Annotated in this window: 24 protein-coding genes and 1 pseudogene; 16 read left to right on the top strand and 9 right to left on the bottom strand. The window is 70.0% G+C overall.

The features are described from left to right. A partial coding sequence (locus FNH08_RS04475; protein ID WP_265579739.1) for a class II aldolase/adducin family protein occupies positions 1-771 on the top strand: 771 nt, incomplete at its 5' end. Positions 772-844: 73 nt separating this feature from the next. On the opposite strand, the gene rox is transcribed toward FNH08_RS04475, so the two are convergent. Beyond that, on the bottom strand, positions 845-2,287 hold the full coding sequence (rox, locus tag FNH08_RS04470; RefSeq protein ID WP_152769912.1) for a rifampin monooxygenase: 1,443 nt from the start codon (positions 2,285-2,287) through the stop codon (positions 845-847). A 412-nt stretch (positions 2,288-2,699) separates the two neighbouring features. Between rox and FNH08_RS04465 the strand changes: the two genes are divergently transcribed. From FNH08_RS04465 to FNH08_RS04455, 3 genes and pseudogenes are all read left to right on the top strand, one after another. Continuing rightward, positions 2,700-3,929: a GNAT family N-acetyltransferase gene (locus FNH08_RS04465; protein ID WP_152769911.1), complete on the top strand. Its 1,230-nt coding sequence runs from the start codon at positions 2,700-2,702 to the stop codon at positions 3,927-3,929. Positions 3,930-4,033: 104 nt separating this feature from the next. Then, the gene (locus tag FNH08_RS04460; RefSeq protein WP_152769910.1) at positions 4,034-4,447 is read left to right on the top strand and encodes a cytidine deaminase family protein; all 414 of its coding nucleotides are present in this window, start codon (positions 4,034-4,036) and stop codon (positions 4,445-4,447) included. 110 nt (positions 4,448-4,557) lie between these two features. After that, positions 4,558-4,934: pseudogene (locus tag FNH08_RS04455) on the top strand (VOC family protein). Between the two features lie 29 nt (positions 4,935-4,963). On the opposite strand, the gene FNH08_RS04450 reads toward FNH08_RS04455, so the two are convergent. The 5 genes from FNH08_RS04450 to FNH08_RS04430 all read right to left on the bottom strand — a co-directional run bounded on the left by FNH08_RS04450 (position 4,964) and on the right by FNH08_RS04430 (position 10,687). After that, positions 4,964-5,416: a VOC family protein gene (locus FNH08_RS04450; RefSeq protein ID WP_152769909.1), complete on the bottom strand. Its 453-nt coding sequence runs from the start codon at positions 5,414-5,416 to the stop codon at positions 4,964-4,966. Positions 5,417-5,656: 240 nt separating this feature from the next. Next, positions 5,657-7,774 (bottom strand): bifunctional serine/threonine-protein kinase/ABC transporter substrate-binding protein, encoded by a 2,118-nt coding sequence (locus FNH08_RS04445; RefSeq protein WP_152769908.1) that lies wholly within the window; start codon positions 7,772-7,774, stop codon positions 5,657-5,659. A 93-nt stretch (positions 7,775-7,867) separates the two neighbouring features. Continuing rightward, positions 7,868-9,043 (bottom strand): ABC transporter substrate-binding protein, encoded by a 1,176-nt coding sequence (locus FNH08_RS04440; protein WP_322723671.1) that lies wholly within the window; start codon positions 9,041-9,043, stop codon positions 7,868-7,870. 58 nt (positions 9,044-9,101) lie between these two features. Further along, a complete protein-coding gene (locus FNH08_RS04435; protein ID WP_228033889.1) occupies positions 9,102-9,938 on the bottom strand; it encodes a hypothetical protein in 837 nt (278 codons plus the stop codon). Between the two features lie 149 nt (positions 9,939-10,087). Beyond that, positions 10,088-10,687, bottom strand: a complete 600-nt coding sequence (locus FNH08_RS04430) for a hypothetical protein (RefSeq protein WP_152769907.1) — start codon at positions 10,685-10,687, stop codon at positions 10,088-10,090. A gap of 104 nt (positions 10,688-10,791) precedes the next feature. Here FNH08_RS04430 and FNH08_RS04425 point away from each other — a divergent pair, with 104 nt between their 5' ends. Both FNH08_RS04425 and FNH08_RS04420 read left to right on the top strand, forming a co-directional pair. Then, entirely contained in the window at positions 10,792-11,607 is an 816-nt protein-coding gene (locus FNH08_RS04425; RefSeq protein ID WP_152769906.1) for an SAM-dependent methyltransferase, read from the top strand. A gap of 71 nt (positions 11,608-11,678) precedes the next feature. Beyond that, positions 11,679-12,188, top strand: coding sequence for a DinB family protein (locus FNH08_RS04420; protein ID WP_322723670.1), 510 nt, complete (start codon positions 11,679-11,681; stop codon positions 12,186-12,188). A gap of 71 nt (positions 12,189-12,259) precedes the next feature. Here FNH08_RS04420 and FNH08_RS04415 read toward each other — a convergent pair whose 3' ends face one another. Further along, entirely contained in the window at positions 12,260-12,802 is a 543-nt protein-coding gene (locus FNH08_RS04415) for a GNAT family N-acetyltransferase (protein ID WP_152769904.1), read from the bottom strand. Between the two features lie 46 nt (positions 12,803-12,848). Between FNH08_RS04415 and FNH08_RS04410 the strand changes: the two genes are divergently transcribed. From FNH08_RS04410 to FNH08_RS04390, 5 genes are all read left to right on the top strand, one after another. Then, the gene (locus FNH08_RS04410; RefSeq protein ID WP_152769903.1) at positions 12,849-13,478 is read left to right on the top strand and encodes a helix-turn-helix domain-containing protein; all 630 of its coding nucleotides are present in this window, start codon (positions 12,849-12,851) and stop codon (positions 13,476-13,478) included. Then, positions 13,444-13,929, top strand: a complete 486-nt coding sequence (locus FNH08_RS04405; protein ID WP_152769902.1) for a GNAT family N-acetyltransferase — start codon at positions 13,444-13,446, stop codon at positions 13,927-13,929. The genes FNH08_RS04410 and FNH08_RS04405 overlap by 35 nt, the downstream gene beginning before the upstream one ends. 116 nt (positions 13,930-14,045) lie before the next feature. Next, the gene (locus tag FNH08_RS04400) at positions 14,046-16,238 is read left to right on the top strand and encodes a serine/threonine-protein kinase (RefSeq protein ID WP_322723667.1); all 2,193 of its coding nucleotides are present in this window, start codon (positions 14,046-14,048) and stop codon (positions 16,236-16,238) included. A gap of 10 nt (positions 16,239-16,248) precedes the next feature. Then, the gene (locus FNH08_RS04395; protein WP_322723666.1) at positions 16,249-17,082 is read left to right on the top strand and encodes an LLM class flavin-dependent oxidoreductase; all 834 of its coding nucleotides are present in this window, start codon (positions 16,249-16,251) and stop codon (positions 17,080-17,082) included. Positions 17,083-17,170: 88 nt separating this feature from the next. Beyond that, on the top strand, positions 17,171-17,500 hold the full coding sequence (locus FNH08_RS04390; protein WP_152769901.1) for an antibiotic biosynthesis monooxygenase family protein: 330 nt from the start codon (positions 17,171-17,173) through the stop codon (positions 17,498-17,500). A 134-nt stretch (positions 17,501-17,634) separates the two neighbouring features. Here FNH08_RS04390 and FNH08_RS04385 read toward each other — a convergent pair whose 3' ends face one another. Together FNH08_RS04385 and FNH08_RS04380 are read right to left on the bottom strand one after the other, a co-directional pair. After that, positions 17,635-18,792 (bottom strand): alpha/beta hydrolase family protein, encoded by a 1,158-nt coding sequence (locus tag FNH08_RS04385; RefSeq protein WP_152769900.1) that lies wholly within the window; start codon positions 18,790-18,792, stop codon positions 17,635-17,637. A 176-nt stretch (positions 18,793-18,968) separates the two neighbouring features. Beyond that, positions 18,969-19,376, bottom strand: a complete 408-nt coding sequence (locus FNH08_RS04380) for a RidA family protein (protein WP_152769899.1) — start codon at positions 19,374-19,376, stop codon at positions 18,969-18,971. Between the two features lie 222 nt (positions 19,377-19,598). Here FNH08_RS04380 and FNH08_RS04375 point away from each other — a divergent pair, with 222 nt between their 5' ends. From FNH08_RS04375 to FNH08_RS04355, 5 genes are all read left to right on the top strand, one after another. Further along, positions 19,599-20,693: a LacI family DNA-binding transcriptional regulator gene (locus tag FNH08_RS04375; RefSeq protein ID WP_152769898.1), complete on the top strand. Its 1,095-nt coding sequence runs from the start codon at positions 19,599-19,601 to the stop codon at positions 20,691-20,693. A gap of 177 nt (positions 20,694-20,870) precedes the next feature. Further along, entirely contained in the window at positions 20,871-22,184 is a 1,314-nt protein-coding gene (locus FNH08_RS04370) for an ABC transporter substrate-binding protein (protein ID WP_228033888.1), read from the top strand. Between the two features lie 50 nt (positions 22,185-22,234). Continuing rightward, the gene (locus FNH08_RS04365; RefSeq protein WP_152769896.1) at positions 22,235-23,191 is read left to right on the top strand and encodes a carbohydrate ABC transporter permease; all 957 of its coding nucleotides are present in this window, start codon (positions 22,235-22,237) and stop codon (positions 23,189-23,191) included. Next, entirely contained in the window at positions 23,188-24,105 is a 918-nt protein-coding gene (locus tag FNH08_RS04360) for a carbohydrate ABC transporter permease (protein ID WP_228033887.1), read from the top strand. Before FNH08_RS04365 ends, FNH08_RS04360 begins: the two co-directional genes overlap by 4 nt. Then, positions 24,102-25,133 carry a hydroxyacid dehydrogenase gene (locus FNH08_RS04355; protein WP_322723664.1) on the top strand — a complete coding sequence of 344 codons (1,032 nt, stop codon included), beginning with the start codon at positions 24,102-24,104 and terminating at the stop codon, positions 25,131-25,133. Before FNH08_RS04360 ends, FNH08_RS04355 begins: the two co-directional genes overlap by 4 nt. The last annotated feature ends 6 nt before the right edge of the window (positions 25,134-25,139 follow it).

Raw genomic sequence — 25,139 nt, 5'->3', positions numbered from 1 at the left:
GTCCCGGCGCGACAACAGCGCAACGGTGACGAAGAGCGACGCCTACGGCGCGAACTGGCCGCCGTCTACCGGCTCGTGGCGCACTTCCGCATGACCGACCTGATCTTCACCCACATATCGCTGCGGCTGCCCGGCCCCGAGCACCACTTCCTCATCAACCCCTACGGACTGCTCTTCGAGGAGATCACCGCCTCGAACCTCGTCAAGATCGACCTCGACGGCAACCCGGTCGAGCCGACCCCGTACCCGGTCAATCCGGCGGGGTTCGTCATCCACAGCGCGATCCACGCCGCCCGGTCCGACGCCCACTGCGTGCTGCACACCCACACCAGGGCCGGCTGCGCCGTCGCCGCCCAGCAGGACGGACTCCTGCCGGTCAACCAGATGTCCATGGAGTTCCACGACCGAATCGGCTACCACGAGTACGAGGGCGTCGCCCTCAGCCTCGACGAGCAGCAGCGTCTGGTCGCCGACATCGGTGACCATCCCGCGCTCATCCTGCGCAACCACGGTCTGCTCACCGTCGGCGAGACGGCCGCCCAGGCCTTCCTGCGCATGTACTACCTGGAGAAGGCGTGCGAGATCCAGGTCACCGCCCAGGCCTGCGGCACCCCACTGACACTGCCGCCCGCCGACGTGCGCGAGCGCACCGCCCGCCAACTGCGCGGCGAGGAACACGGCTCCGACCTCCAGGACGACCACGCGTACGACCTGGCCTGGCAGGCCCTGCTCCGTCTGGTGCAACGCATCGCCCCCGACCATGCGGACTGATCACCTCTGGACCTGCGCGAATGAAGCGGATTCAGCGGGCCGCCGGCGCAGTCGTTCGGTTGCTCAGGCGAAATCAGTTGGCGGGCTTGCCGAACCAGCGGGAGAGATGGTCGTCCAGGTCCTGCTGATCGTCGCCGATCCAGGCGACGTGGCCGTCGGGGCGTAGCAGGACGCACGGAACATCCAGTACCGCAGTGGGATCCGCGAGGTGGTCGACTCGGTCTGACCAGCCGCCCACGGTCAGGCGTTCGGTGCGGTCCAGCAGCAGGCCGCGGCCGCGATGCAGCAGACCGTAGAGGTGGCCCTGATTCACGTCGATGTCGCGCAGGCGGCGGCCGAGCAGGTCGGGGCCTTCGCCGAAGTCGTAGCGAATGCCGATCGCGGTGATCTTCTCGATCAGACAGCGGTTCACCTCGTCGAAGTCCATCAGTTCGGTGAGCAGCCTGCGCACGGCCTGCGGGCCCGGTTCGGTGGAGTGCAGTTCCATCTGGGCGCGGGTGTTGTCCAGCACGTCCTCGGCGACCGGATGCCGTTCGGCCTGGTAGGTGTCCAGCAGTGTTTCCGGCGCCCAGCCGCGGATCTGTGCGGCCAGTTTCCAGCCGAGGTTGAATGCGTCCTGTACGCCCAGGTTGAGGCCCTGTCCGCCGGTGGGTGGATGGATGTGTGCCGCATCGCCGGCCAGCAGCACCCGACCGACCCGATAGCGCTCGGCCAGCCGGGTGGCATCCCCGAAGCGGGACAACCAGCGCGGGGAGTGCACGCCGAAATCGGTTCCGGCGACGGCGCGCAGCTGTTGTTTGAAATCCTCAAGGGTGGGCGGTTCCGCGCGATCGCTGACTCCCGCGGCGGGGACCACGACGCTGTAGACCCCTTCGCCGAAGGGCCGTAGCCAGAATCGCTGATGGGTCCAGCGGATTTCGGTCACCTTGGCGGCGATCTCCTCCTGCGGCACACCCACTTCCATCTCGCCCATCAGCGTCTCGGTCCGCGAGGGCTCGCCGGGGAAGCCGACGCCGAGCAGTTTGCGCACCGTACTGCGCCCGCCGTCACAACCGACGAGGTAGCGCGAACGCAACTGTTCCCCGTCGGCCAGCTCGACGGTCACACCCTCGTCGTCCTGCTCGAAACCGGCGACCGCGCAGCCGCGCCGGACCTGCGCACCCCGTGCGATCGCATGATCCTCGAGCAGGCGAACGATGACCGGCTGCGGGATACCCAGCAGATAGGCGTGCGCGGAATCCAGGCCCTGCGGGGCGGGTTTGTCGATGGCGGCGAAGAATCCGCCGGCCGGACGCTGTCTGCCGTGTTCGAGAACGCGATCCAGCAGTCCGCGCATTGCCATCAGCTCGAGACTGCGAATATGCAGACCGACGATGCGGACGAACGACACGGGCTCGGTTTCCTTCTCCAGAACGAGTACCCGCACATCGTGCAGCCGCAGTTCGGCGGCCAGCATCGCACCGGTCGGCCCGCACCCGGCAATGATCACGTCGAACATGAACTGCGAAGAGAGCATAGGAGTTGCCTTTCGGGAGTGCCTTGTTGGCGAGGCACTCCTGGCGACACCTACGTCAATCGCCCGACCGTGACGGGAAGGGGGAGCACCCACATCGATACAGCGTTCATGGGTCTCACCTCCTCGGGCGGTGTCACGGTCAACTGGAAGCTACAAGCCCGACCATCACCCCGTCCAACCCTTTCCCAGCCACGTGATCACGACTCCGAACGGGCCCGTGCGGTTACAGGGCGAATCCGGCGTATGGCGAGCGAGGATCCCCCGTCGCCTGTCGGCCACCACACGGGGCGGCGGCCGCCGATGCGGCCGCGGGCCCGGCCGTAATTCGCTTGCCCTGGACACGGGTCAACGCTGCACTGTGGCCAGACATCACGAGCCGTGGTGCCGGTATCCCGAGGAGGCAGCGGCAACGATGGAAATCCGTCCCACGACCGACAAGGATCTCGACGTCTTCGTCGACACGGTCCATGCCGCGTTCGGGCTCTTCCCGGAAGCCCCGGTCGAGGGCGGCGGGCGCTGGTGGTCGGCGCTCGAAACGGACCGCTGCCTGCTCGCCCTGACGGCGGACGGGCGGCCCGTCGGCACCGCCGCCACGTACTCCTTCGAGCTCACCCTGCCCGGTGAGACCCTCGTCCCGGCCGCCGGGGTGACCGCCGTCGGCGTCCTGCCCTCGCACCGGCGCCAGGGCGTGCTCAGCGCGATGATGCGGCATCAGCTCGCCGAGCTGCGGGCTCGCGGGGAGATTCTTTCCGTGCTGCTGGCCTCTGAGGCCCTCATCTACGGCAGGTTCGGCTACGGACCGGCGACCTACACGGCGCGGCTGACGGTGCCGCGCCACAAGTCCGCCCTCACCGTTCCCCGGGCGCGCGAAACAGCCGGCGCACCAGCGACCGGTTCGGGCAACGGCTCGGTCGAGGTCCTGCGTCGTGCCGAGTGCGGCGAGATTCTGGAAGAGGTCTACGACCGCTATCGCCGTGCACAGCCCGGCGCGCTGTCCCGTCCGCACCGCTGGTGGGCCTTGCGCGCGGGGCAGCCCCCGATCTCGCCGGCGCCGCGCTACGTCGCCGTTCACCGTGCCGCAGACGGCGTCCCGGACGGCTATGCAAGCTACTCGATCGAGTCCGGCACCTTGACGGTCGACGAGACCATCGCCACCGACGACGTCGTCTTCACGGCCCTGGCCCGGTTCGTACTCGGACATGACCTGGTCTCTCAGGTCGTGTTCAAGCACGTCCCGCCCGAGCACCCGCTGCGACGGCAGTTCGCGGACTTCCGCGCCGGCGAGGTGAGCGGCGACATGGACTGGCTCTGGGTGCGGCTCCTGGATGTCCCAGGTGCTCTGACCGCGCGCGGGTGGTTCATGGACGGCGAGCTCGTCCTCGACGTCGACGACCCGTTCCTCGGCGAGCACGGCCACTACCTGCTGACCGTCCGGGACGGTATGGCCGACTGCGTCCCGACGGACCGGGAGCCCGACCTGTCCCTGGACATCAGCGACCTGGGCTCGGTCTACCTCGGCGGCACCGCCCCGAGCACGCTCGTGCGTGCCGGACACATCCGGGCCCACCACCCGGGCGCGGCCACCCTCGCTGACGCCCTCTTCCGCGCTGACCGTCCCCCGCACTGCCTGCACTGGTTCTGACCGCGCCTTCCTCGCCGGCAGCATGATCCGCCGCCGCATCATCTGGCGGAACAAGCACACCGCCCCGCCGCAACGTCGCCTGACACCTGACGAAGGCAGAGAAGATGACCACGCAGACCCACCCCGTCGACCACGAACTCATCCAGGCCGCGGCTCACGTCGCTCGCACTCGCTGCCAGGGCGACAACCACACCATGGCGGCCGCGGCCCGTGCCCGGGACGGCCGGATCGTCACCGCGGTGAACGCCTACCACTTCACCGGAGGCCCCTGCGCCGAGCTGGTCCTCATCGGCGCGGCAGCCGCCCAGGGCGCCTACGAGCTGGACACGATCGTCGCCGTGGGCGACCGCGACCGGGGAGTCGTCCCCCCATGCGGCCGCTGCCGCCAGGTCCTTCTCGACTACTTCCCCGCCCTCAAGGTCATCGTCGGCGAAGACGACCGCACCCGAACCGTCCTCATCACCGACTTGCTCCCCGAAAGCTACGTCTGGGCCGACCACCAGCTCAACGCCGAGTAACCGCGCCACCGATGCCGACCCAGTGGCCGAAGATGTCGAGAACGGCTTGTCGGCTCCGTCTCAGGGGCAGATGGGCCCACCGTGGCCATACCGAGTGAAAGAGGCCCAACGTGACGATCCGGCGGATGGACAACGTCCTCATCGTCGTCGACGACCTTGAGGCTGTTGTTGCGTTCTTCGTCGAACTCGGCATGGAGCTGGAGGGCAAGGCGTGCTGCGGACCCCGGACGGTCACGGACGAGTAGAGCTGGCGAAGTTCCACAGGCCGAGGGCCATCAGCCCCGAGCCGAAAGACGCGCCGGTGAACACGCTGGGCATTCGTCGCATCATGCTCGCAGTCGACGACATCGAGGACGTCATTGCCCGCCTGCGCACCCACGGCGCCGAACTCGTGGGCGAGCTGGAGCAGTACGAGAACATCTACCGGCTCTGCTACGTCCGTGGCCCCGAAGGCATCATCGTCGGACTCGCCGAGCAACTCGGCTGACGGGTGCCGAAGGGGCCGTGACCGCATGATCAGCTCGTACCGGCGGGCGGGTCGGCGTAGACGCCGTGCAGCATGCCGGTGGCCTGCCCGACTTCGATGAGATAGCCGTCCGGGTCGCGCAAGTAGCACCGCACCTCGGCCGTGCGATCGATGGGTGGCGTGAGGAATTCGGCGCCCTTCGCACTCCACTCTCGGTGACATGCCTCGATGTCGGCGACGCGGAGGTTGAGGAAGCTGCTGACCGTGCTCGGGTCGGTGGGCGGGCGCAGGGTGACGTCCGGCTTGTCCGGGGTGGGGCCGCCACCCGGGTTCATGATGATCCATCCGTTGGCGAGCTTGATGGTGCAGGGGTTCTCCGCGAGCACCACCTCTCCGCCGAGAACATCGCTGTAGAAGGCGCGAGATCGCGCTACGTCGGCGACGGTCAGAAAGTGAGTGAGGAGGAGCCCGGAATCCGGGGCCGGAAAACCATCACGGTGCATGCAAGACCTCCAGGCAAATCGGGCGTTTCCCTCCATAGTGGTGGATGGATGTCCGTGGGCGCGAATAAGCGCGGCCGGGAGGCGAGCCAGCCGTGCCGGCCGCCAGGCCCTCCACAGCACGCGCACCGGTCAGCGGACGTCGACGGCGCTCCTGCTCTGAATCATGCCCGCCTTGCGGCAGGCGTCGGCGAATGCCCGGCTCCTGTACTGGGACATGAACGTCTTCCCCCCGGCCCTGATCTACGTCTGCTTGCCGATGTCGTCAGCGCGCGCCACGAAGCGTGCGGTTCCCCCCGTCACCCGGTACAGGAACCCGCCATTGTCCTTCTCGACCTGGAAGTACTGCGAGACGGCGTCGAAGCCCATGACGCGGGTGATGCCCTGCCAGGGCTTGCGCAGAAGTCCCGGGCGGAGGGCGGACCGGCCGTCGTCGCCGATGGAGGCGAGGCCGTGGGCCGCGAACCGGACGGCGTCGTAGGCCTCGGCCGCCCAGGGGCCGGGCGCGCGTTCGTAGCGGGAGCGGAACGCGGCGGCGAACGCGCGAGTACGGGAGTCGGCGTTCGCGTCGATGTAGCCCGTGCCGATCCTCCAGCCCTCACCGACGGCGAGGAAGGGGGCGGCGAGGACGTGCTCGCCGGCGACCCGGGCACCTTTGTGGCCCGCGTTCCGCAACGCACGGGCACAGGCGGCCGCGCGGCTGGGGCTCGTTCCGGCGAAGAGGACGGCGTCACGGGGGCGCACGGCGATACGGCGCGCGAACCCGGTGAAGTCCTCGTCCGCGGCGACGTCCTCCACCGCCGTCTCGTTGTTGAGCTTGCCGTAGATGGTGGCGATGCGGACCGTGGGCAGGCTGTCCGCCTCAGTGGCCAGGTCGTGCACGACGACCGTGCGGGCGGGTTCGACGACCCGGTTCAGATAGCGCAGTACCGGGTGCGGGCCGAGAGTCTGGGTCGAGCGCAACAGGAGTGCCGTGGTGGTGTTGACGCCGTTGAGTTTCTCGGTGTCGGCCCGGGTGATCAGCAGGGTGAGCCGGGCCTTCTTGCATGGCGTCAGGGCCGCCGGCGCGGTCGCATTCGAGCCCGTGGCGATCGCCACGGACACGTCCGGGTCGTCGGCCAGCCGGACGGCCGCATCGGCGGAGCCCGCCGCCGTGCCGCGGTCGTCGGCGGTGCGCAGCACGAGGTCGACGGTGCGCCCGGCGTCCTGGTTGTGCTGCTCGACGGCGAGGCGGGCGCCACGCTCCTGGGCGGCGTAGAAAGGGTCGTCCGGGCTGCCGAGCAGAGCGATCACGTGGCGGGTCCGGTGTACGGAACCGGTGTTCGCGGACGCTCTGTTCCTGCCCCACTGCCACCACGCTCCCGCCCCGCCCGCCGCGGTGACGCCAAGCGCGCTCCCCGCGACGAGCAGCCGCCGCCGGGTGGGCGAGGGCGGAGCCTCGGGCACTGTCACGGAGGACGGCCCGTCGACCGTGGTGGGTTCGGGCACGGGCAGTTCGAGGACGCGTGCGGCCCGCGCTGCGACCCGCGCGGGCAGCCCCTCGGGCAGCCACCCGTCCGGGGTGAACCCGCCCAGGACATCGAGGAGTTCACGCGCGCCGGGGCGCTGCTCCGGCTCCTTCGCCAGACACCGCCGTACGATCCGGTCGAGACCCGCCGGTACGCCGTCCAGGTCCGGTTCCTCGTGAACGGTCCGGTACAGCACGGCCGCGGCGCCGCCGGTGCCGAACGGGGCCCGGCCGGTGACTGTGAGCGCGAGGACGCAGCCGAGCGAGAACACATCGCTGGGCGGACCCACGGTGCGCCCGCGGGCCTGCTCCGGCGAGAGGTAGCCGGGGGAGCCCACGACGGAGCCGTCCGCGGTGAGCGCGGTCGCGCCTACGGCCCGCGCGATCCCGAAGTCGATCAGGCGCGGCCCGTCCACGGCCAGGAGCACGTTCGCGGGCTTGACGTCCCGGTGGACCAGCCCGGCCGCGTGCACCCCGTCCAAGGCCTCGGCCAGCGCGGCACCCAGGCCGCGCACCTGCGCACCTGGCCAGAGCCCAGGCCGCGCGACCGCCTCGGCGAGGGACGGGCCGGGCACGTAAGCCGTGGCCAGCCACGGAGAATCGGCGTCGGCGTCGGCCCTGACGACCGGCACCGTCCACCAGCCGGTGAGGCGCGAGGCGAGCTCGGCCTCGCGGCGGAAGCGGGCGCGGAAGCCGGGGTCGTCGGCGTACTCGGCGCGGATCACCTTCAGCGCACACCAGGCGCCGTGCGGCGACCGCGCCAGGTAGACGACGCCCATGCCGCCCGCGCCGAGCCGCACCGCGAGCCGGTGTCCGCCGATCGCGGGCGGGTCGAAGGGCAGGAGCCGTTCCATGTCAGCAGCCCCTCCGTTCCCCGATCGTTCCCGCCCGCCCGACCTGCCACCGACTGCGCCGGGCTCCGGTCCCTCGCCGGCCACGGCGCTCCGTCAACTCCGGGCCTGCCCCGCCCGACTCAGATCGCCGAGCGATCCCAGCTGCCGGAAGCGCCCGCCGCGGACCTCGTGGACGAACGTCTGGTCAGTCCAGCCGTCCCCGGTGTTGTCGTACTGGTGGTACTCGCCGAAGGTGTACGTCCGAGCGATGCCGGCGTACTTCGCCTTCGCCAGCCGCTCGGCGAGGTCGGCCCGCACCGGCCGCTTGCGTACCCCGGCCGGGACCGTGCGGGCGAACTCGGCGAGCATCATCCGCACACTGTCGTACGCCTCCGTGGCATACGGCTCCGGAACGCCGCCGTAGCGCTTCCGCCACGCCGCTGTGAAGTCCTTGGCCTGCTTCGTCGTCAGCGTGGAGGAATCCACGGCCGAGGTGACCACGTACCAGCCCTCGCCCGCGTCGCCCGCGAGGCGCGGGAAGTCCGAGCCGTACAGCTGGTGCTGCATCCAGCGCGGCCCGGTGAAGTCGGCCGCGGCCAGCTCCCGGGCCGTGCGGACGGTGGCATCCAGGGTGCCCAGGTACACGAAGTCCCCCACACCTGCGGCGAGCAGTTCGCGGACCGCCTTCGGGCCGTCGTCGGTCTCCTCCGCGACGACGCGGGGTATGACCTCGGCCCCCAGCTTGTCGCGCCAGGCGGTGACCAGCGGGGTGCCCTGGTCCTGGATGATCGAGCCCCCGGCCCGGTCGATCACGACGCCGGCCGGCGCCAACTGCTTGGTCGCCAGCGCGTGAAACGCGATCCAGGTGCCGAGCGCCAGATGGGGGGCGCCGGTCTGGAACGAGGTCTTCGGCGACGTCACGAAGTAGTCCTGCTGACCGGTGCTGCTGGACACATGGGTCAGTCCTGCCTCGCCGTAGACGCCCGCGGCCGTCCGCATCGGGATCTCGGCCACCGGTCCCAGGACGGCGACGACGCTCCGGTCGGCGGTGAACTCCAGGGCCACCTTCCGGGCGGTGTCCGCGTCGCCCCGGTCGGGCAGTACCTTCACCTTCAGATCGTAGGAGCGCTTCGGCGCCGCGTTGTGCTGGGCGACGGCGAGGCGGGCGGCGCGTTCGCTCGCCCGGCTGACGGCGGCGTCGCCCCCGTCGGCGGACGTGTGCACGCCGAGGACGTACACGGGACGCCCGCCGCCGGCGGACGGCTCCTCGTCGTCCCCCGACGCCCACACCGCCGCAGCAACCGGAACCCCGCGATGCGGGACGGGTCTGACGACCGCAATGCTTCGCTCACTGCTCCGCCCCCTTCGTCTCGGCCGGTTCGTCCGTGGCCCCGTCCGTGCCACCCGAATCGTCTGCGGCGCCCTCACTGCCCGCCGCGCCCCAGTTGTCGATCTCGGCGGCGACGAAGCCCACGCCCTTGGCCAGATCGCTGGAGACGGCGGTGTCCTCCTCCTTGCTCCGGCCCGCGCCGTGCCGCGCGGTCGCGGCCACGGTGACCGGCCCGACCCGGAACTTGTACCAGTCGAAGGGGTGCGCCTCGTTCTCGCCGTCGACGACCCACTCCCCGGCCTCCACCAGGTCGTCCTCGGTGACCGCGTTCCGCAGGTCGGTGGACGCGTCGACCCTGGAGTACAGGCCGCGCACCACGTCCGTGGCGTTCAGCCGCTGTTCGGGACAGCGCAGCGCCGACTCCAGCGCTCCGGCCATGTCACGCCGCGCGGCCACGATGTTCTCGTGCACGGTGACGGTCAACGACACGTACACCGCTTCCTTACCCCCCTGTTCCGGCATCTCGAACGCCCGAGTGAGACTGGCCAGCGCGGTCTCCGGCAACGCCTCGCGCCGCCACAGGCAGTCCTCGCCGAGCACGGCCCACTGGGCCGGATCACTCTCGAAGGGGTTGCGCTTGCGGTACCCGGTAGCGAAGTAGTCGGGCCGCACATCGAGCCCACGGACAAACGCGACTGCCTCGCCCCGCGTCTTCGGCGCCTGCTCCTCCGCGAGCGTGTAGGGCTCGTCGGCAACGGCCGAAGCGCTGGAACTGGGACTGGGGCCGGTACTGGTACCCGACCCCTTCTTCGGCTCCCCCACCGCCACGCCTACAACTGGTCTTCGCCCGGCCATGCGTCACTCCCCCCGTACGCCCACGTTCTGCTGGCAGTCTGGCGCATACACGCGTGACGCCAACTTCCGTTACGGAAATACCTGGTTAAGGCTCCCGACGGCAGCGCAGAGCCCCCTGGTTGCACCAACCGCGACTCCAGCCGAAGCCCCTACACGAGCACGGAGTTCACCAACACGCAGAGGCCGCAGCCCAGCAGACCGCCGAAGAGCAGGCTGAGGCCGGTGACGGCCGTCCCGCGCCGCACGGGGCGGGTCCTGGAGCCGAAGGCCCGGCTCAGCATGAGCGCCGACACACCGAACATCGCCGCGGCCACGCACCAGGCCCGCGCGCCCTCGACGTAGAACGACGCCGGAGTGCCGGGGTCGAACGACACCGTGCTGAACGCCATCGCGTCGACCTTCTCGCCCTTGCCGTGGTCGGCGCCGGGCTCGAAGTCCTCCACGTCGTAGCGCAGTTTGCCGTCGTCGGAGCGGAAGGTGCCCGAGCACTCCACGTCGGCCGAGTCGTCGGCCTTGCCGCACCGTGCGATGGTGATCGTCCCGGACGTGCCGTCGGCCACCTTCTTGGGGCCGTCCTCGTAGCCCACGGCGACGAGGATCAGGCCGAGGAGCAGGACCAGGACACCCAGCACACCCGCCCCGACGCGGCCACCGGCTCCCCTCCCGGCACCGGCCGGACCTGTGCCGGCCCTCGTACCGTCCGATCCGGTCTTGCGCAGGCTCCTGTCGCCACTTGCGTCCGTCTTCAACGCCTTACCCCACCGTCCATGTGAACTGGCCTACCTCGCCGGAGCGTTGGGACGTACGTTGTGCGCTGAACAATCCACCCCCCGGCTGAAGACGGATGGTACCCATGGCCGACCCCGTGACCACACCCGAACCAGCGGCACATCAGAAGATCGACACCTCGGTGCCGCACTCGGCCCGGATCTGGAACTACTGGCTGGGCGGGACGGACAACTACCCCGTCGACCGGGAAGCCGGCGACGCCTACACCTCCGTCTTCCCCGGCATCGTGACCATCGCCCGCAGCAGCCGCGCCTTCCTGCGCCGCAACATCACCTACCTGGTCGCCGAGGCAGGCATCCGGCAGTTCCTGGACATCGGCACCGGCCTGCCCACCGTGGACAACACCCACGAGGTGGCCCAGCGGCTCGCCCCGGAGAGCAGAATCGTGTACGCCGACAAGGACCCGATGGTCCTCGCGCACGCCCGTACCCTGCTCAGTTCCTCTCCCGAAGGCGCGACCTCCTACCTCGACGCCGACCTGCTGGACCCCGACCGCATCCTGGCGGCTGCCGCCGGCACGCTGGACCTCACTCGTCCCACCGCCCTCATCCTCAGCAACATCCTCGGTCACATCGCCGACCACGATCAGGCGCGCTCGATCGTCACCCACCTGATGGACGCGCTGCCGCCCGGCAGCCATCTCTCCGTCAACGACGGTTCACGGGGCACCGACCCGGCATTCGAGCGGGCCCAGGACGCCTACAACGAATCGGGTGCCGTCCCCTACGTCCTGCGCACCGTCGACCAGATCAGCGCCTTCTTCGACGGCCTGCACCTCATCGACCCCGGAGTCGTCTCGGTCCCCCTGTGGCGCCCTGCCGCAGCCTCCCCCACCCCGGAACCCGTGGGCGAACACGGGGGCCTCGCCCGCAAGCCATGACGTCGGTCCGGCGAGCGCCGACGGGGGTGGATACTGACCACCCCCGTCGGTACGGATCAGGAGCACGGCCAGTGACCAGTGACCCTCGCACAGGACCGCCCAGTTTCGGCAGCGAACGCGACATGCTGCGGGCTTTCCTCGACTACCACCGCGCGACCCTCGCCATGAAGTGCGAAGGACTGACCGACGAGGAGCTGCGGCAGCAGTCGATGGCGCCGTCCACGCTGTCGCTGCTCGGGCTGGTGCGGCACATGGCCGAGGTGGAACGCGCTTGGTTCCGCCGGGCGTTCGAGGACAACGAGGCGCCCCTGGTCTGGTCGGACGAGATCGACTTCCAGGCGGCGTACGACGCGAGCGCGTCGACCAGGGCCGAGGCGTTCGCGGCGTGGGAGGCCGAGGTGGAGAACTCGCGCCGTGTCGAGCGGGAGGCCGCGTCCCTGGACCTGGCCGGGTATCAGCCGAGGTGGGGTGAAGAGGTGTCGCTGCGGATGGTCATGCTGCACGTGCTTCTGGAGTACGGCCGGCACAACGGGCACGCGGACTTTCTGCGTGAGGGTGTCGACGGGACCGTGGGCGCCTGAGTCCGCCGGCCCCACCGCTCGGGGCGTCCCGGGCTCGTCATCAGGCGGGACCGGTACGGCCCGTGGCCGCGTCACCATGCCGCCGTGGTCCCGTCCCGGTCGCCCGCCGTCAGGTCGCGCTGCAGCAGCAGCGTGTCGATCCACCGTCCGTGCTTGCGGCCGACGCCGGTCAGACGGCCGGCGTCGGTGAATCCGCAACGGCGGTGCAGCGCTGCTGAGGCGTCGCTGCCCGTGTCGGCGATGACCGCGATCATCTGCCGCACCCCGGCCCGGGCCGCCCCGGCGATCACCTCGCGCAGCAGGGCGCCGCCCAGGCCTCGGCCGGTGGCGGCCGGGGTGAGGTAGATCGTGTCCTCCACCGTGTGGCGGTAGGCGGGCTTGGGCCGCCAGGGGGCCGCGTACGCGAAACCGGACACCTGCCCGGAGAGGTCGGCGACGACGAACGGCAGCGAGCGGCCGGTGAGATCGTCCAGCCGGCGCTCCCAGTGGGCCACGTCCGGCGGCGTTGTCTCGAACGTGGCGACGGTGTGCAGGACGTAGTGCGCGTAGATGTCGGCCACCGCCTTCAGGTCCCTAGGGGTCGCCGGACGGATCGTCGCCTCGAAATCTGCCATCGCCAGCCCATTTCTCTATAGTGAAACTATGTGCTATTATAGCGTAATGCTCGATCTGTTGGTGCTGGGCAGGCATATCCAGGGACTGCGGCACGGCCGAGGCCTGACTCTCCAGCACCTGGCGGACGCGGCCGACGTGAGTGTGAGCATGCTGTCGTCGGTCGAGCGCGGGCAGAAGGCCCCGACGATCACCGTCCTCGCCCGCATCGCCGAAGGGCTCGGCGTTCCCCTCCCCGAACTCGTCGCCCAGTCCGCGCAGAGCCGTGCCATCGTGCGACGAGCGGCCGACCAGGACACCGTCGACGAGCCCGGCGGATGGCACCGGACCGTCCTCTCCCCGGTCGTCCCCGGAGTGAACTTCGAATGGATCCGCACCACTCTGCCGCCCGGCTGCGACGCCGGCACGTTCCCCGCCTACGCCCCGGGTTCCCACGAGTTCATCGCAGTGCAGTCCGGCACGCTCCGTCTGACCCTCGGGGACGAGATCCTCGACCTCGGCGAGGGGGACTCCGCCTACTTCGCCGCCGACGTCACCCACGGTTACGCCAACCCGGGCCAGGAGCCGTGCACTTACCATGTTGCCGCCCTCATCATGCGCCCCCGCTCCACCCCGTCTCACCGGTCACTGCCTGGAGGTTCTGATGGACGTCACACTGCGAGACGTGCGAGACAGTGACCTGGCGGTCTTCTACGCCCAGATGAACGAACCCGAGGGGGTGCGGATGGCGGCGTTCACCGCCAAGGATCCCTCGGACCGTGCCGCGTTCGACGCGCACTGGGCACGGAACCGCCTCGATCCCCGGGTCGTCATGTGCACCGTCGTCGGCGAGAACGGGGAGATCGTCGGCCACGCCGCGGTGTTCGGCCCGCCGGAGGAGCGTGAGGTCACGTACTGGATCGGGCGTGAGTTCTGGGGCCGTGGAGCCGCCACGGCCGCGCTGCGGGAGTTGCTCGACGTCGTTGCGGACCGCCCGTTGTACGCCCGTGCGGCCGCGGACAACGGCGGCTCCATCCGAGTCCTGCAGAAGGCCGGGTTCGTCGTGACCCACAACGAACGGGGCTTCGCGCACGCACGCGGCGAGGAGATCGACGAAGTGGTTCTCACCTTGTCCGGCTTGTCCGGCTGACCCCCACGCGACGCCGAGTTCATGGTGAGTGCGTCGGTCGCCGACTAAAGTGAGCGGTCCATGCCAGAGGGGGCCGCGTCGGAGCCGTCCAGGCCGGAACCGGTGGAGGAGATACGGTGACCCTGCGCGAGGATGATCCGCGGTCTGTCGGCGGATACCGGATCGAATCGCGGATCGGGGCCGGCGGCATGGGCGTGGTCTACCTGGGCAGGTCGGTCTCGGGGCGGGCCGTGGCCGTCAAGGTCGTGCATACGAAGTACGCGGACAACGCCGAGTTCCGGGCCAGGTTCCGGCAGGAGATCGCGGCCGCCCGGCGGGTCAGCGGAGCGTTCACGGCGCCGGTCGTCGACGCCGACCCGGACGCGGAACGGCCGTGGATGGCCACCGCGTTCGTCCCGGGCCGCACACTCGCCGACCGGGTCGCCGAGTCGGGCCCGCTGGACTGGTCCGCGCTGCGCCGCCTCGGCACCGAACTCGCCGAGGCCCTGCGGGAGATTCACCGAGCGGAGGTCGTGCACCGGGACCTCAAGCCCAGCAACGTACTGCTGGAGGACGGGGACAGCGACGGAACGGTACGGGTCATCGACTTCGGCATCTCGCGCGCGGCCAGCAGTGAGGTGCGTACCCAGACAGGCATGGTGATGGGCTCGCCGCCGTTCATGGCGCCCGAGCAGTTCGTCAGCCCGCGTGAGGTCGGCCCCGCCGTGGACGTCTTCTCCCTGGGCGCGGTGCTCGTGTACGCGGCCACCGGGCGCAGCCCCTTCGAGGCGGAGAACGCCTATCTCGCCGCGTACAACACCGTGCACAGTACGCCCGAGCTGGCCGAACTTCCTGAGCCCCTACGGCAGCTGGTGTCGGCCTGTCTGGCGAAGGAGCCCGCGGACCGGCCGACGTCGGGTGAGGTGCTGGACGCGCTGGCCGGGCTGCCGGAGGAACTGTCCGGGGCGGAGCCCGACAGCGAGCTGTCCCCGATTCCGGTGACCGTGGTGTCGGGAACAGCGACGCTGCCGCCCGGGACGGCCAAAAGGACCGGACCGGCCAGGAAGAGCGGGCAGGACGGAGAGAACCGGCGGAAACAGCGCAGGAAGATCCTTTGGACCAGCCTCGTCGGCGCGGTCGTCCTCGGGATCGCGGGTACGACCTCCGTGGCCCTGATGGCCGAGCCCCCCGCACCCGCGACCGTCGAGGCCGGCCAGAGCGATCCGCGGGGAGCGACCCGTGGTTCGGTACCGCCGGGCTGGAAGCCGTGGCGCAACGCGCTGGAGCCGGCCAAGGACGACCCGTTCGACATGAGTCCGGCGTGCACGGCGGACGCGCTCGGGGTCTTCTGCTCGTCCCCACGGATCGCGCTGATGCGCCTGAGCCCCGCGACGGGCCGTGTGGACTGGACGAATCCCATGAGCGACAAGAAGTTCAGCAGCTTCTCGCTGCGCGCGCCGGTCGTCCACGACGGCGTGGTGTACGTCAGCAGTGCCGACCGTTCGGAGGGAGTGGACGCCTTCGACGGCAGGACCGGGAAGCGGCTCTGGCATCTGGACGGTGTGTTGGGCGAGTTCGCGTACATGAGCGGCGTACTGCTCGTACGGCTGGGCGCACTCGGGCCTTCCGACACCGCGCGCTATGCCGCCTACGAACCGGACACGGGTGAGGAACTGTGGCGACGCGAGCTCACCTCCGCCACAGCGGACCCCTTCCACGCGGGCCCCGAGGGAACCCTCTACGCCGACCTGCGCGGGGGCTCCGGTGGGATCGCCCGCATCGACGCGCGTACCGGCCGGACGGTGGACACGGTCAAGGCGCCCAAGGGTGATCTGTGGCTGGCCACGGTCCACGGCAGCACGGCGTACTACGCGCGCTGGGAGGACGACACCGGGGTCTCCGCGGCCTTCTTCATCCAGGACCTCGGCAGTGGGAAGACCCGCCGTATCGACTTCCCCTGGAGTGTCGAGCCGGAAGCGCCGCCGCTGGTGCACGGCGACACCATGTACATCTTCGACTACGGCAACGAGACCCTGCTCGCCCTCGATCTGAAACGCGGAAAGCCGCTGTGGACGAGCTCGCGCGATCTGCGTGTCTTCAGCGAACCCGCCATCCACGACGGCCGGTTGTACGTCGGCATGCCGGACACCAGCATCCTCGCCCTCGACCCGCGCACCGGCAAGGAGATCGGCCGCACCGACCCCTCCTTCGACACCCAGGGCCGCTCCTTCGAGGAGTTGCACCCGAGTTCGACGCCACCGCTGCTGGTGGGCGGGGTGCTGTACGGGGTCACCGAACCGGGGGTCTTCTCTGTGGCCGACGTCTCCTGAGAGGGTTCCCGTGAACGAGAACACGCGCTTCGGCGTCTACCTGCCGCCCTTCGGCCCGTTCGGCGATCCCCGTGTCCTGGTGGAGTTGGCGGTACGAGCGGAAGCGGCCGGATGGGACGGTGTCTTCCTGTGGGATCACGTGCTCACCGACGCGATGCCGATCGCCGACCCCTGGACCACGTTGGCCGCGATCGCCCACGCGACCGACGATCTGCTGCTCGGTCCGATGGTGACACCGCCCGCCCGGCGTCGGCCCTGGATGGTCGCCCGGCACGCGTCCACCGTCAGCAGGCTCTCGCGGGGACGGCTTGTCGTCGGGGCCGGGGTGGGCGTCGACGAGTCCGGTGATTTCAGCAGCTTCGGAGAGCCCACCGACCTCGCGACTCGAGCGGCGATGCTCACCGAAGGGCTCTCGTTGATGCGTGCGATGTGGGCCGGGGAGGCCATCGAGCACAGCGGCGCGCACTATCAGGTGAGTCTGGCGGCCACGGCACCGGAGCCGTACCGCATTCCCGTCTGGATGGCCGGCTCCACGAACCACCCGCGGGTGATCCGCCGCGCCGTGGACTGCGACGGATTCTTTCCCAACCCGGCAGACCACGAGCTCACCGTCGAGGAAGTCGCCGACATCCGGCAGGAGTTGCACCGCGCCGGCCTTCCGGCCACCCGGCCGTTCGACATCGCCGTGCGCGGCAACGCCAGTCCCGCGTGGCAGGAGGACAAGAACGTGGACCTCAAGGGCCTCGCCGAAGCCGGCATGACCTGGTGGCTGGAGTCACTGATCCACTTCGACCCACTGGAGCTGTCGATGGCGGTCGTCGACGCGGGGCCGCCGCGCGTATGAGCCCGACCGGAGCTTCTCGGGGAACCGCGGCGACACGTGCGTACGGGGCGCCGCTCGTGCGCCGGGCGTCGTGCGGCAGGATGGAGGCATGAGCGTCGTCAAGATCAACGTACTGACCGTCCCCGCCGAGCAGCGGGAGACGCTGGAGAAGCGCTTCGCGTCCCGTGCCCACGCCGTGGAGAACTCCGACGGGTTCGAGTGGTTCGAGCTCCTCCGTCCCGTCGAGGGCACCGACAGCTACCTCGTCTACACGCGGTGGCGTGACGAGGAGTCCTTCCAGGCATGGATGGAGGGTCCCATGAAGTCGGCCCACCAGGGCGGGGGCGCCGAGAGCGGCGAGCGGCCCAAGCCCGCTGCGAGCGCATCCACACTCTGGTCCTTCGAGGTGGTGCAGCAGGCGGCTCCGACCGGCGCATAGTCGGGTCACCACGTTCGCCCGGGACGGTTCGCCGGGACAACAGGCCCCCACGACTCCGTGTGGACGGACAGTGCAGCAGGTCTGCTCCTGTCCGTCCACGCGGAACGGCCCGGTGCTCCGTGTGCCTCGTTCGGTCAGCTGGTCCGGTGGATTCTCACTTCCGGGTACTGTGACGACGGGCCGTCCAGCAAGGGCTGGCTGTCGCCCTTGAGGTGGAGGTCGAAGAAGGCCGCCACATAGCGGCGGGTGATCTTCTGCGACCGCTCGCCCGACAAGGGTTCCTCCGGAGGCAGGAGCCCCAACTGGTCGGCGAGGACCGGTACGTCGGTGAAGGTGAAGTGCCCCGAACCGGCCACGGTCAGCCAGCGCTTCCAGCCGTCGAGTTTCGGCCAGTCCCGTACCCAGGTGGCGTCCTCGCCCTCGGTGCCCAGCACCATGAACGGCCGGCCGCCGAGGCCGCCCGCCGGCACCGGGTCGAAGAAGGAGCCGTCCAGGTTGACCCCGGCACGCACCCGCTGGTCGCCCGTCATGGTGGACGCGGCGGAGGCACCGCCGATGGAGTGACCGGCCATACCGATCCTCGTGGGGTCGATCATGTCGGCGTGCCGCCAGGCCGGGGAACGGCCGGTCAGCCGGTCGAGCACGAAGGAGACGTCCTGGGCACGGCCGCGGGGGACGGTCTCGTCGGGTTCGGCAACTTTGTCGCAGGCCGCGCATGTGAGGAGCCGGTTGCCCGGGAACGTCGTGCCCACCGACTCGTAGGCGTGGTCGACGGCGGCGACCACGTACCCTCGGCTGGCCAGTTCCTCTGCGAGCAGGGTGAGGGTCGAGCGGTTGGTGGTGAATCCCGGCGACAGCACGACCAGTGGAAACCTCCCGCGCACGGGGGTGGCGCCGACGCGGGCATGGGTGCGGGTGCCGCTGAGCGTCTCTGCGGGCACCACCCCGGCCAGGTCCCGGTCCTCGAGGAAGGCGCGGGCCTCGTCGGTGGTCATGTACGGTGCGGTGCGGCCTCGGCCTGAGCGGGCGGGGTAGTACAGCGACACCATCAGCTCACGAGCCCCGGCCTGCGGCACCCACGGGTCGGGGCGGTCGGTGTCCACCAGATGCAGGGTGTCGCGCCCTACCGTCAATGATCCTGTGGGGCGCGGCAGTTCGAGGCGGACGCGGTCGCTGTCACTGGCCATGGGCGCGTCGGCCGGGGCCGGTAATGCGTGGGCCGTCCCTGACCCGAGGAAGGCGAGGGACAGACCGAGTAACGCGGCGGTGGCGCCGCGGGGCAGTCGATTCATGCAGGTGAGACTAGGCAAAGTGAACCCTCGTCACGTCCTGCGGCGAGCTGATCCATGATCGGCCCAGGGGCTGATTCGGGGGGCGTGACGTCAGTCGAAAGGCTGATGGACGTCGGCCACGCCTTGCGCGAACGGCTTCTCAACCACCCTTGGGAACTGAGCAGTTGTCCGTGCCGTCAGTCGATGATCGCGGTGGCCTCGACCTCGATCAGATGCTCGGGCACGTCCAGTGCCGCGACGCCCAGCAGTGTCGCCGGCGGGGTCGGGGTGACCCCGAGCTTCGCGGCTGCCCGGGAGATCCCCTCCAGCAGCAGGGGCATCTTGTCGGGGGTCCAGTCGACGACGTGGACGTTCAGTTTCGCCACGTCGTCGAAGGACGCCCCGACCTCGGCCAGAGCGGTGCCGATGTTGAGGTAGCACTGCTCGGCCTGGGCGGCGAGGTCGCCTTCGCCGACCGTGACCCCCTCGGCGTCCCAGGCGACCTGCCCGGCGATGAAGACCAGCTTCGACCCGGTCGCGATCGACACCTGCCGGTAGACATCGATCTTGGGCAATCCGCTGGGGTTGACGAGGGTGATGGCCATGCTGTCCGCCTTCGTGTCATGAGCGCCTGTGGTTACCCGGGAACCGTAGGAGTGTGGCCGCTGACATGGAAGAACGCACTTTTCAGTGACTGGGTGACCTCATGGTGACCAGGCAGCTCAAGGCTTCACCCGAGGCCGCATACCCTATCGTGATCGATTGATCGGTATCATGAGCGCATCGCGCGCAACCGATCGCGCGACGCGGACGAGAGCGGTGGGGACATGCGGGAGTCGGCGCAGAAGCGGCAGGGCCGGATCGCGGAGGTGGTGCGGGACCGGGGCGTCGCGCGCATCACCGATCTCGCCGACGAACTCGGCGTCTCCGTCGTCACCGTGCGCCGGGACGTCGAGGAGATGGCCCGGCGCGGGGAGGTGCGCCGCGGGCACGGGGTGGCGCGTTCGCTTCGGCCGGTGCCCGAGGAGGTCGCTGCCGGAGGTGACGCCGTCGCCATGGTCGTTCCCGAGAGCAACACCTACCTCACCGAGGCCGTGCAGGGCGCGCGGGAGGCCGCGGAGAAGGCGGGCCTGCGGCTCGCGCTGCACATCACCGCCGGGGACGCCGGGGCGGAGCGCGAGGCGGTGCACCAGGCGCTCGACGCGGGGGCGCGCGGGCTGCTGCTGTCGCCGCACTGGCGCACGCGGGCCGAGGCGGAGTCGGACCACTCGTGGCTCGCCGCCCTGGACGTCCCCACGGTGCTGGTGGAGCGGCGCCCCGCACGGACCAGCGGGATCTCCGAACTGGACTGTGTGCGCTCGGACCACGCGTACGGCGTGCACCTGACGCTCGGGCACCTGGTCCGCCTGGGGCACCGGCGGATCGTTCTGGCGGCACGCGACGACAGCCCCACCGCGCGGGTCATCCGAGCCGAGTTCGCCGAGCAGACCGCCGCCCGGGGACTCGCCGACGGGTGCCGCACGATCCTCAGCTCGCGCACCGCCGGGCCCGACCCGCGCGCCGCCGACCCACGGGCCGCCGACCTGGCCGAGGTGGTCGGGGAGAGCGGCGCCACAGCGGTGCTGATCCACAGCGACATGGACGCGCTGGTGCTGGTGCGTCGGCTGCAGGCTGCGGGGGTCGACGTGCCGGGGCGTTGTTCGGTGGTCGCGTACAACGACGTGGTCGCCGACATGGGGCCGGTCCCCCTGACGGCCGTCGCCCCGCCCAAGGCCGAGCTCGGCCGGGTCGGGGTCGAGCTGCTGCTGCGCCGGCTCGACATGGCGCGAGGCGGGCTGCGGCCCGGACCCACCCGCCACGTGGAACTGCTCCCGGACCTGGTGATCAGGGAGTCGACGACCGCGGCTCCCCCGGCGGTCTGACGCTACTGACCGGCGGCTGCTGACGGCCGCAGACAGCTGTCCGATCCGATCCGGGGTTCACTCACCCGTGATTCTTGTTCGTTTGACCGCTTCAGTTTCTTCTGTTCGATGTATTGACGCCTTTTTCGTTCGCCGCCGAGGATGCCCGTAACCCAGCAAGGACGCGGGAGGGGCTCCATGCGAAGTACCCGCAGGGTCGGAGCGGCTCTGTTCACGATCCTCGCCGTCTTGATGACGGGCTGCTCGGCCTCGGGCAGCAGCACCAGCACCAGGAACGGCCCGGTCCATCTCACCTTCTGGTCGGCACTCCGCGGCAGCCAGGAGGTCGTGGACGAGTTCAACCGCACCCACACCAAGATCAAGGTCGACTTCGAGCAGGTCCCCTCGGGCGACCAGGGCGGCTGGGCCAAGCTCAGCAACGCCGCACGGGCGGGCAACGCTCCCGACGTCGCCACCATCGAGTATCCCCAGCTGCCCAGCTACGCCATCGACGGTGTGCCCCGCGACATCACCGACATGGTGCCCGACTCGGTGCGCCGCAAGATCCTGCCGCAGGCGATGGACCTGACCACGTTCGAGGGGCGCACGTACGCCCTGCCGGTCGACATCGAGCCGATGGTCTTCCTCTATCGCAAGGACCTGTTCACCAAGCACGACATCGCCGTCCCCAAGACCTGGGCGGAGTTCGAGAGCGCGGCCCGCGAGCTGAAGAAGGCCGAGCCCCGCTCCCGTATCGCCAGCCTCTTCACCATGGGCGGCACGCTCGCCATGGCCGGCCTCGCCTGGCAGGCCGGTGCCCAGTGGTACGACACCTCGGACAAGTCCTGGACCGTCTCCATGGACGACGCCCCCACCCGCAAGGTCGCCGCGTACTGGCAGCGACTGGTGGACGACGACCTGGTGCGGGTCGAGCCCTCGTCCAGCCAGCAGTGGCGGGCGCACCTGCAGAGCGGTGAGACGGCCGGCTGGCTGGCGGGCGCCTGGGCCGCGGGCTCGATGATGGCGTCCACACCGGGCGGCAAGGGCAAGTGGGCCATCGCGCCCTTCCCCCAGTGGGACCCGGACAAGCCGTCGCTCGGCACCCAGGGCGGATCGACCTTCATGGTCACCAAGGACAGCCAACACCCCAAGGAAGCCCTGGACTTCATCACCTGGATGGTCACCAGCCCGGACGCGCTGAAGGCCAAACTCGCCAGCGGTGTCAGCAGCGCGTATCCCACCGTGCCCGACCTCGTCCCGGTCGCCCGCAAGGAGATGGACACCAGCTACTACGGAGGCCAGGACATCTTCGGTCTCTTCCAGAAGCAGGCCGAGCTGATCTCCACCCGATGGAAGTGGGGACCGCGGATGGTGTCGACGACCAGCTCCGGCGACGACGGGCTCGCGCGGGCCGGTGTCGGCAGCGGCACCATCATCGGGGCCCTCCGAGAAGCACAGAAGAAGACCCTGCCCGACCTGAAGAGCCTCGGCCTGTCCGTCACCACCCGCTGACCGACAGCCGCGTCACACCACGATCCGAGGTGCATCCGTTGACGACAGTGATGACTTCCAGAAAACGGGCGGGAGCCCCACCGCCACCGGCGGGCCCCGCCCGTGCCCGCAAGGTCGGACGCCGACAGCAGACGCTCGCCTACGTCACGCTCCTCACGCCGTTCACGGCGCTGCTCGTCGCCGTGTTCCTCGTCCCCGTCGGCTACGCCGTCTACCTCAGCTTCTTCTCCGAGGACCACGAGGGCCTCGGCTTCGGCGGCGGCCGCACCATCTTCACCGGACTGCGCAGCTACCTCGCCGTGCTGGAGGACCCGAGCTTCCTCTCCGGGTTCGGCTCCATCGCCCTGTACTGCGTGATCTTCGTCCCCCTCGTGGCCGTCGGCGCCCTCGGCCTCGCCCTGCTGCTCGACTCCGGGCTGATCCGGCTGCGGCGCACCGCGCAGATGCTGCTCTATCTGCCGCACGCCGTGCCCGGCATCATCGCGGCGGTCATCTGGCTGTACCTCTACACCCCGGGGCTCAGCCCGGTCATCAAGCTCTTCGCCGAGGCCGACATCACCATCGACTTCCTCGGCCTGCACACCGTGCTCCCGTCGATCGTCAACATCGCCCTGTGGAGCGGCCTCGGCTACAACATGGTGATCTTCTACGCCGCGCTCCAGGCGCTGCCGCGCGAGGTGCTGGAAGCGGCCCGGATCGACGGGGCGGGCGGCATCCGCACCGCGCTTCAGGTCAAGATCCCCATCATCAGGGGATCCGTCCTCATGGTGTGCATGTTCTCCCTCATCGGCGCACTGCAGCTGTTCACCGAGCCCATGCTGATGAACCAGGCGACACCGATGGTCAGCTCCCGCTTCACACCGAACATGTACATCTACGACGCGGCCTTCCGCCGCAACAACTACGGACTCGCCTCCGCGGCCTCCGTCATCCTCCTCGTCGTCACCTGCGCCCTGTCGTTCGCGGTGACCCGGTGGGCCGGCCGCCGGGATCGGAGTGCGAAATGACCACCACGACCCCCACGATCACCCCCGCGACCACCCCCGGCGGGCCGCTCACCAAGCCACTCGGCCGCCCCTTCGGCAAGACCGGACTGACCAGCCGCGGCTTCGCCAACGCCGTCGTGCTGATCGCCGCCCTCTACGCCCTGCTGCCCGCCCTGTGGCTGCTGTTCGCGTCCACCAAGAACGCCGACGCCCTCTTCGGCTCGGACATCTTCTCCCTGGGCGACTTCTCGCTCGCCCGCAACCTCTCCGACCTCTTCGCCATGGACGGCGGCCTCTACGGCGAGTGGTACCTCAACAGCCTGCTGTACGCGGTCGTCGGCGCACTGGTCGGCTCCCTCATCAGCGTCTCCGCCGGGTACGCCTTCGACAAGTACGAGTTCCGGCACAAGGAGAAGCTGTTCGGGCTCGTCCTCACCGGCGTGATGGTCCCGCAGACCGTGCTCGCCCTCCCGCTGTACCTCGTGGCCTCCGAGATCGGCATCGTCAACACCTTCTGGGCGGTCTTCATACCGGTGCTGTTCAACCCCTTCGGCGTCTACCTCGCGCGCCTGCTGAGCAGCGGTTACGTGCCCAACGAGGTGCTGGAGGCGTCCCGTGTGGACGGCGCGGGCGAGCTGCAGACGTACATACGGGTCAGCCTGCGCATGCTCGGCCCCGGATTCGTCACCGTCTTCCTGTTCCAGCTCACCGCCATCTGGAACAACTTCTTCCTTCCCATGGTGATGCTCTCCGACCAGCACCTGTATCCGCTCAGCCTCGGGCTCTACACCTGGAACAGCTCCGCCACCGTCTCCCCCGAGTACTACCCGCTCGTCGTCATCGGCTCACTGCTCGCCGTCGTGCCGCTGATCGTCGCGTTCATCACTCTGCAGCGCTACTGGAAGTCCGGCCTGACCGCAGGGAGCGTCAAGTGACCCAACCCGACCTCCGGCCCCGTCGCCGTCCGCGTGCCGTGCTGGCCATGGCGCGGAAGACCGCGCACCAGGTCCTCGACACGGACGTACGGGCCCGGCTGGCCGCCCTCACCGACATCGACCCGCAGCTCGTCCTGGACGATCTCACCACCCCCGTCGCGCACCGTGCGCTCGCCGACGCCGAACTGCTCATCACCGGCTGGGGCTGCCCGCCGATCGACGGGGCCGCGCTGGATGCCGCGCCCCGGCTGCGCGCCGTCGTGCACACCGCCGGAACCGTACGCCACCACATCACGCCCGCGTGCTGGGAGCGCGGTCTCGCGGTGGCCTCCGCCGCCGCGGCCAACGCCGTACCGGTCGCCGAGTACACCCTCGCCATGATCCTGCTCGCCAACAAACGCGTCCTCGACACCGCCCGTCTGTACCGCCTCGAGCGCCGCCGCATCGACTGGAACGAACGCCACCCGGACGCGGGCAACTACCGCAGGACCGTGGGCATCCTGAGCGCCTCGATCATCGGACGGCGCGTCATCGACTTACTCCGCCCGCACGACCTGACGGTGCTGCTCCACGATCCCTACGTCACGGACACCGAGGCACGCGAGCTCGGGGCACAACCGGTCTCCCTTCCGGACCTGTTCGCGGTCAGCGACGTCGTCAGCGTCCACACCCCGCTGCTGCCCGAGACACGGGGACTGGTCAGCCGCGAGCTGCTGGCCAAGCTGCGTACGGGCGGCACGCTGATCAACACCGCGCGCGGTGCCGTCGTCGACCAGGGTGCCCTCACCGACGAGGTGGTGTCCGGGCGGCTCCACGCGATCCTGGACGTGACCGAGCCGGAGGTGCTGCCCACAGACTCACCGCTATGGGACTGCCCGAACGTCCTCGTCACCCCGCACATCGCCGGCTCGAAGGGCGGGGAGCTGCGCCGCCTCGCCGACCTGGCGCTGGCCGAGGTCGAGTCGTACGCCCTCGGCCGCCCCTTCGCCCACCCCGTCCGGCCCGAACACCTGGCCCGCCTCGCCTGAGCCCAT

Source organism: Streptomyces spongiae (genome assembly GCF_009377185.1).
Lineage (GTDB): Bacteria > Actinomycetota > Actinomycetes > Streptomycetales > Streptomycetaceae > Streptomyces > Streptomyces spongiae.
The sequence above is the reverse complement of the archived record's forward strand: the minus strand, read 5'-3'. Positions and strand labels throughout refer to the sequence as shown.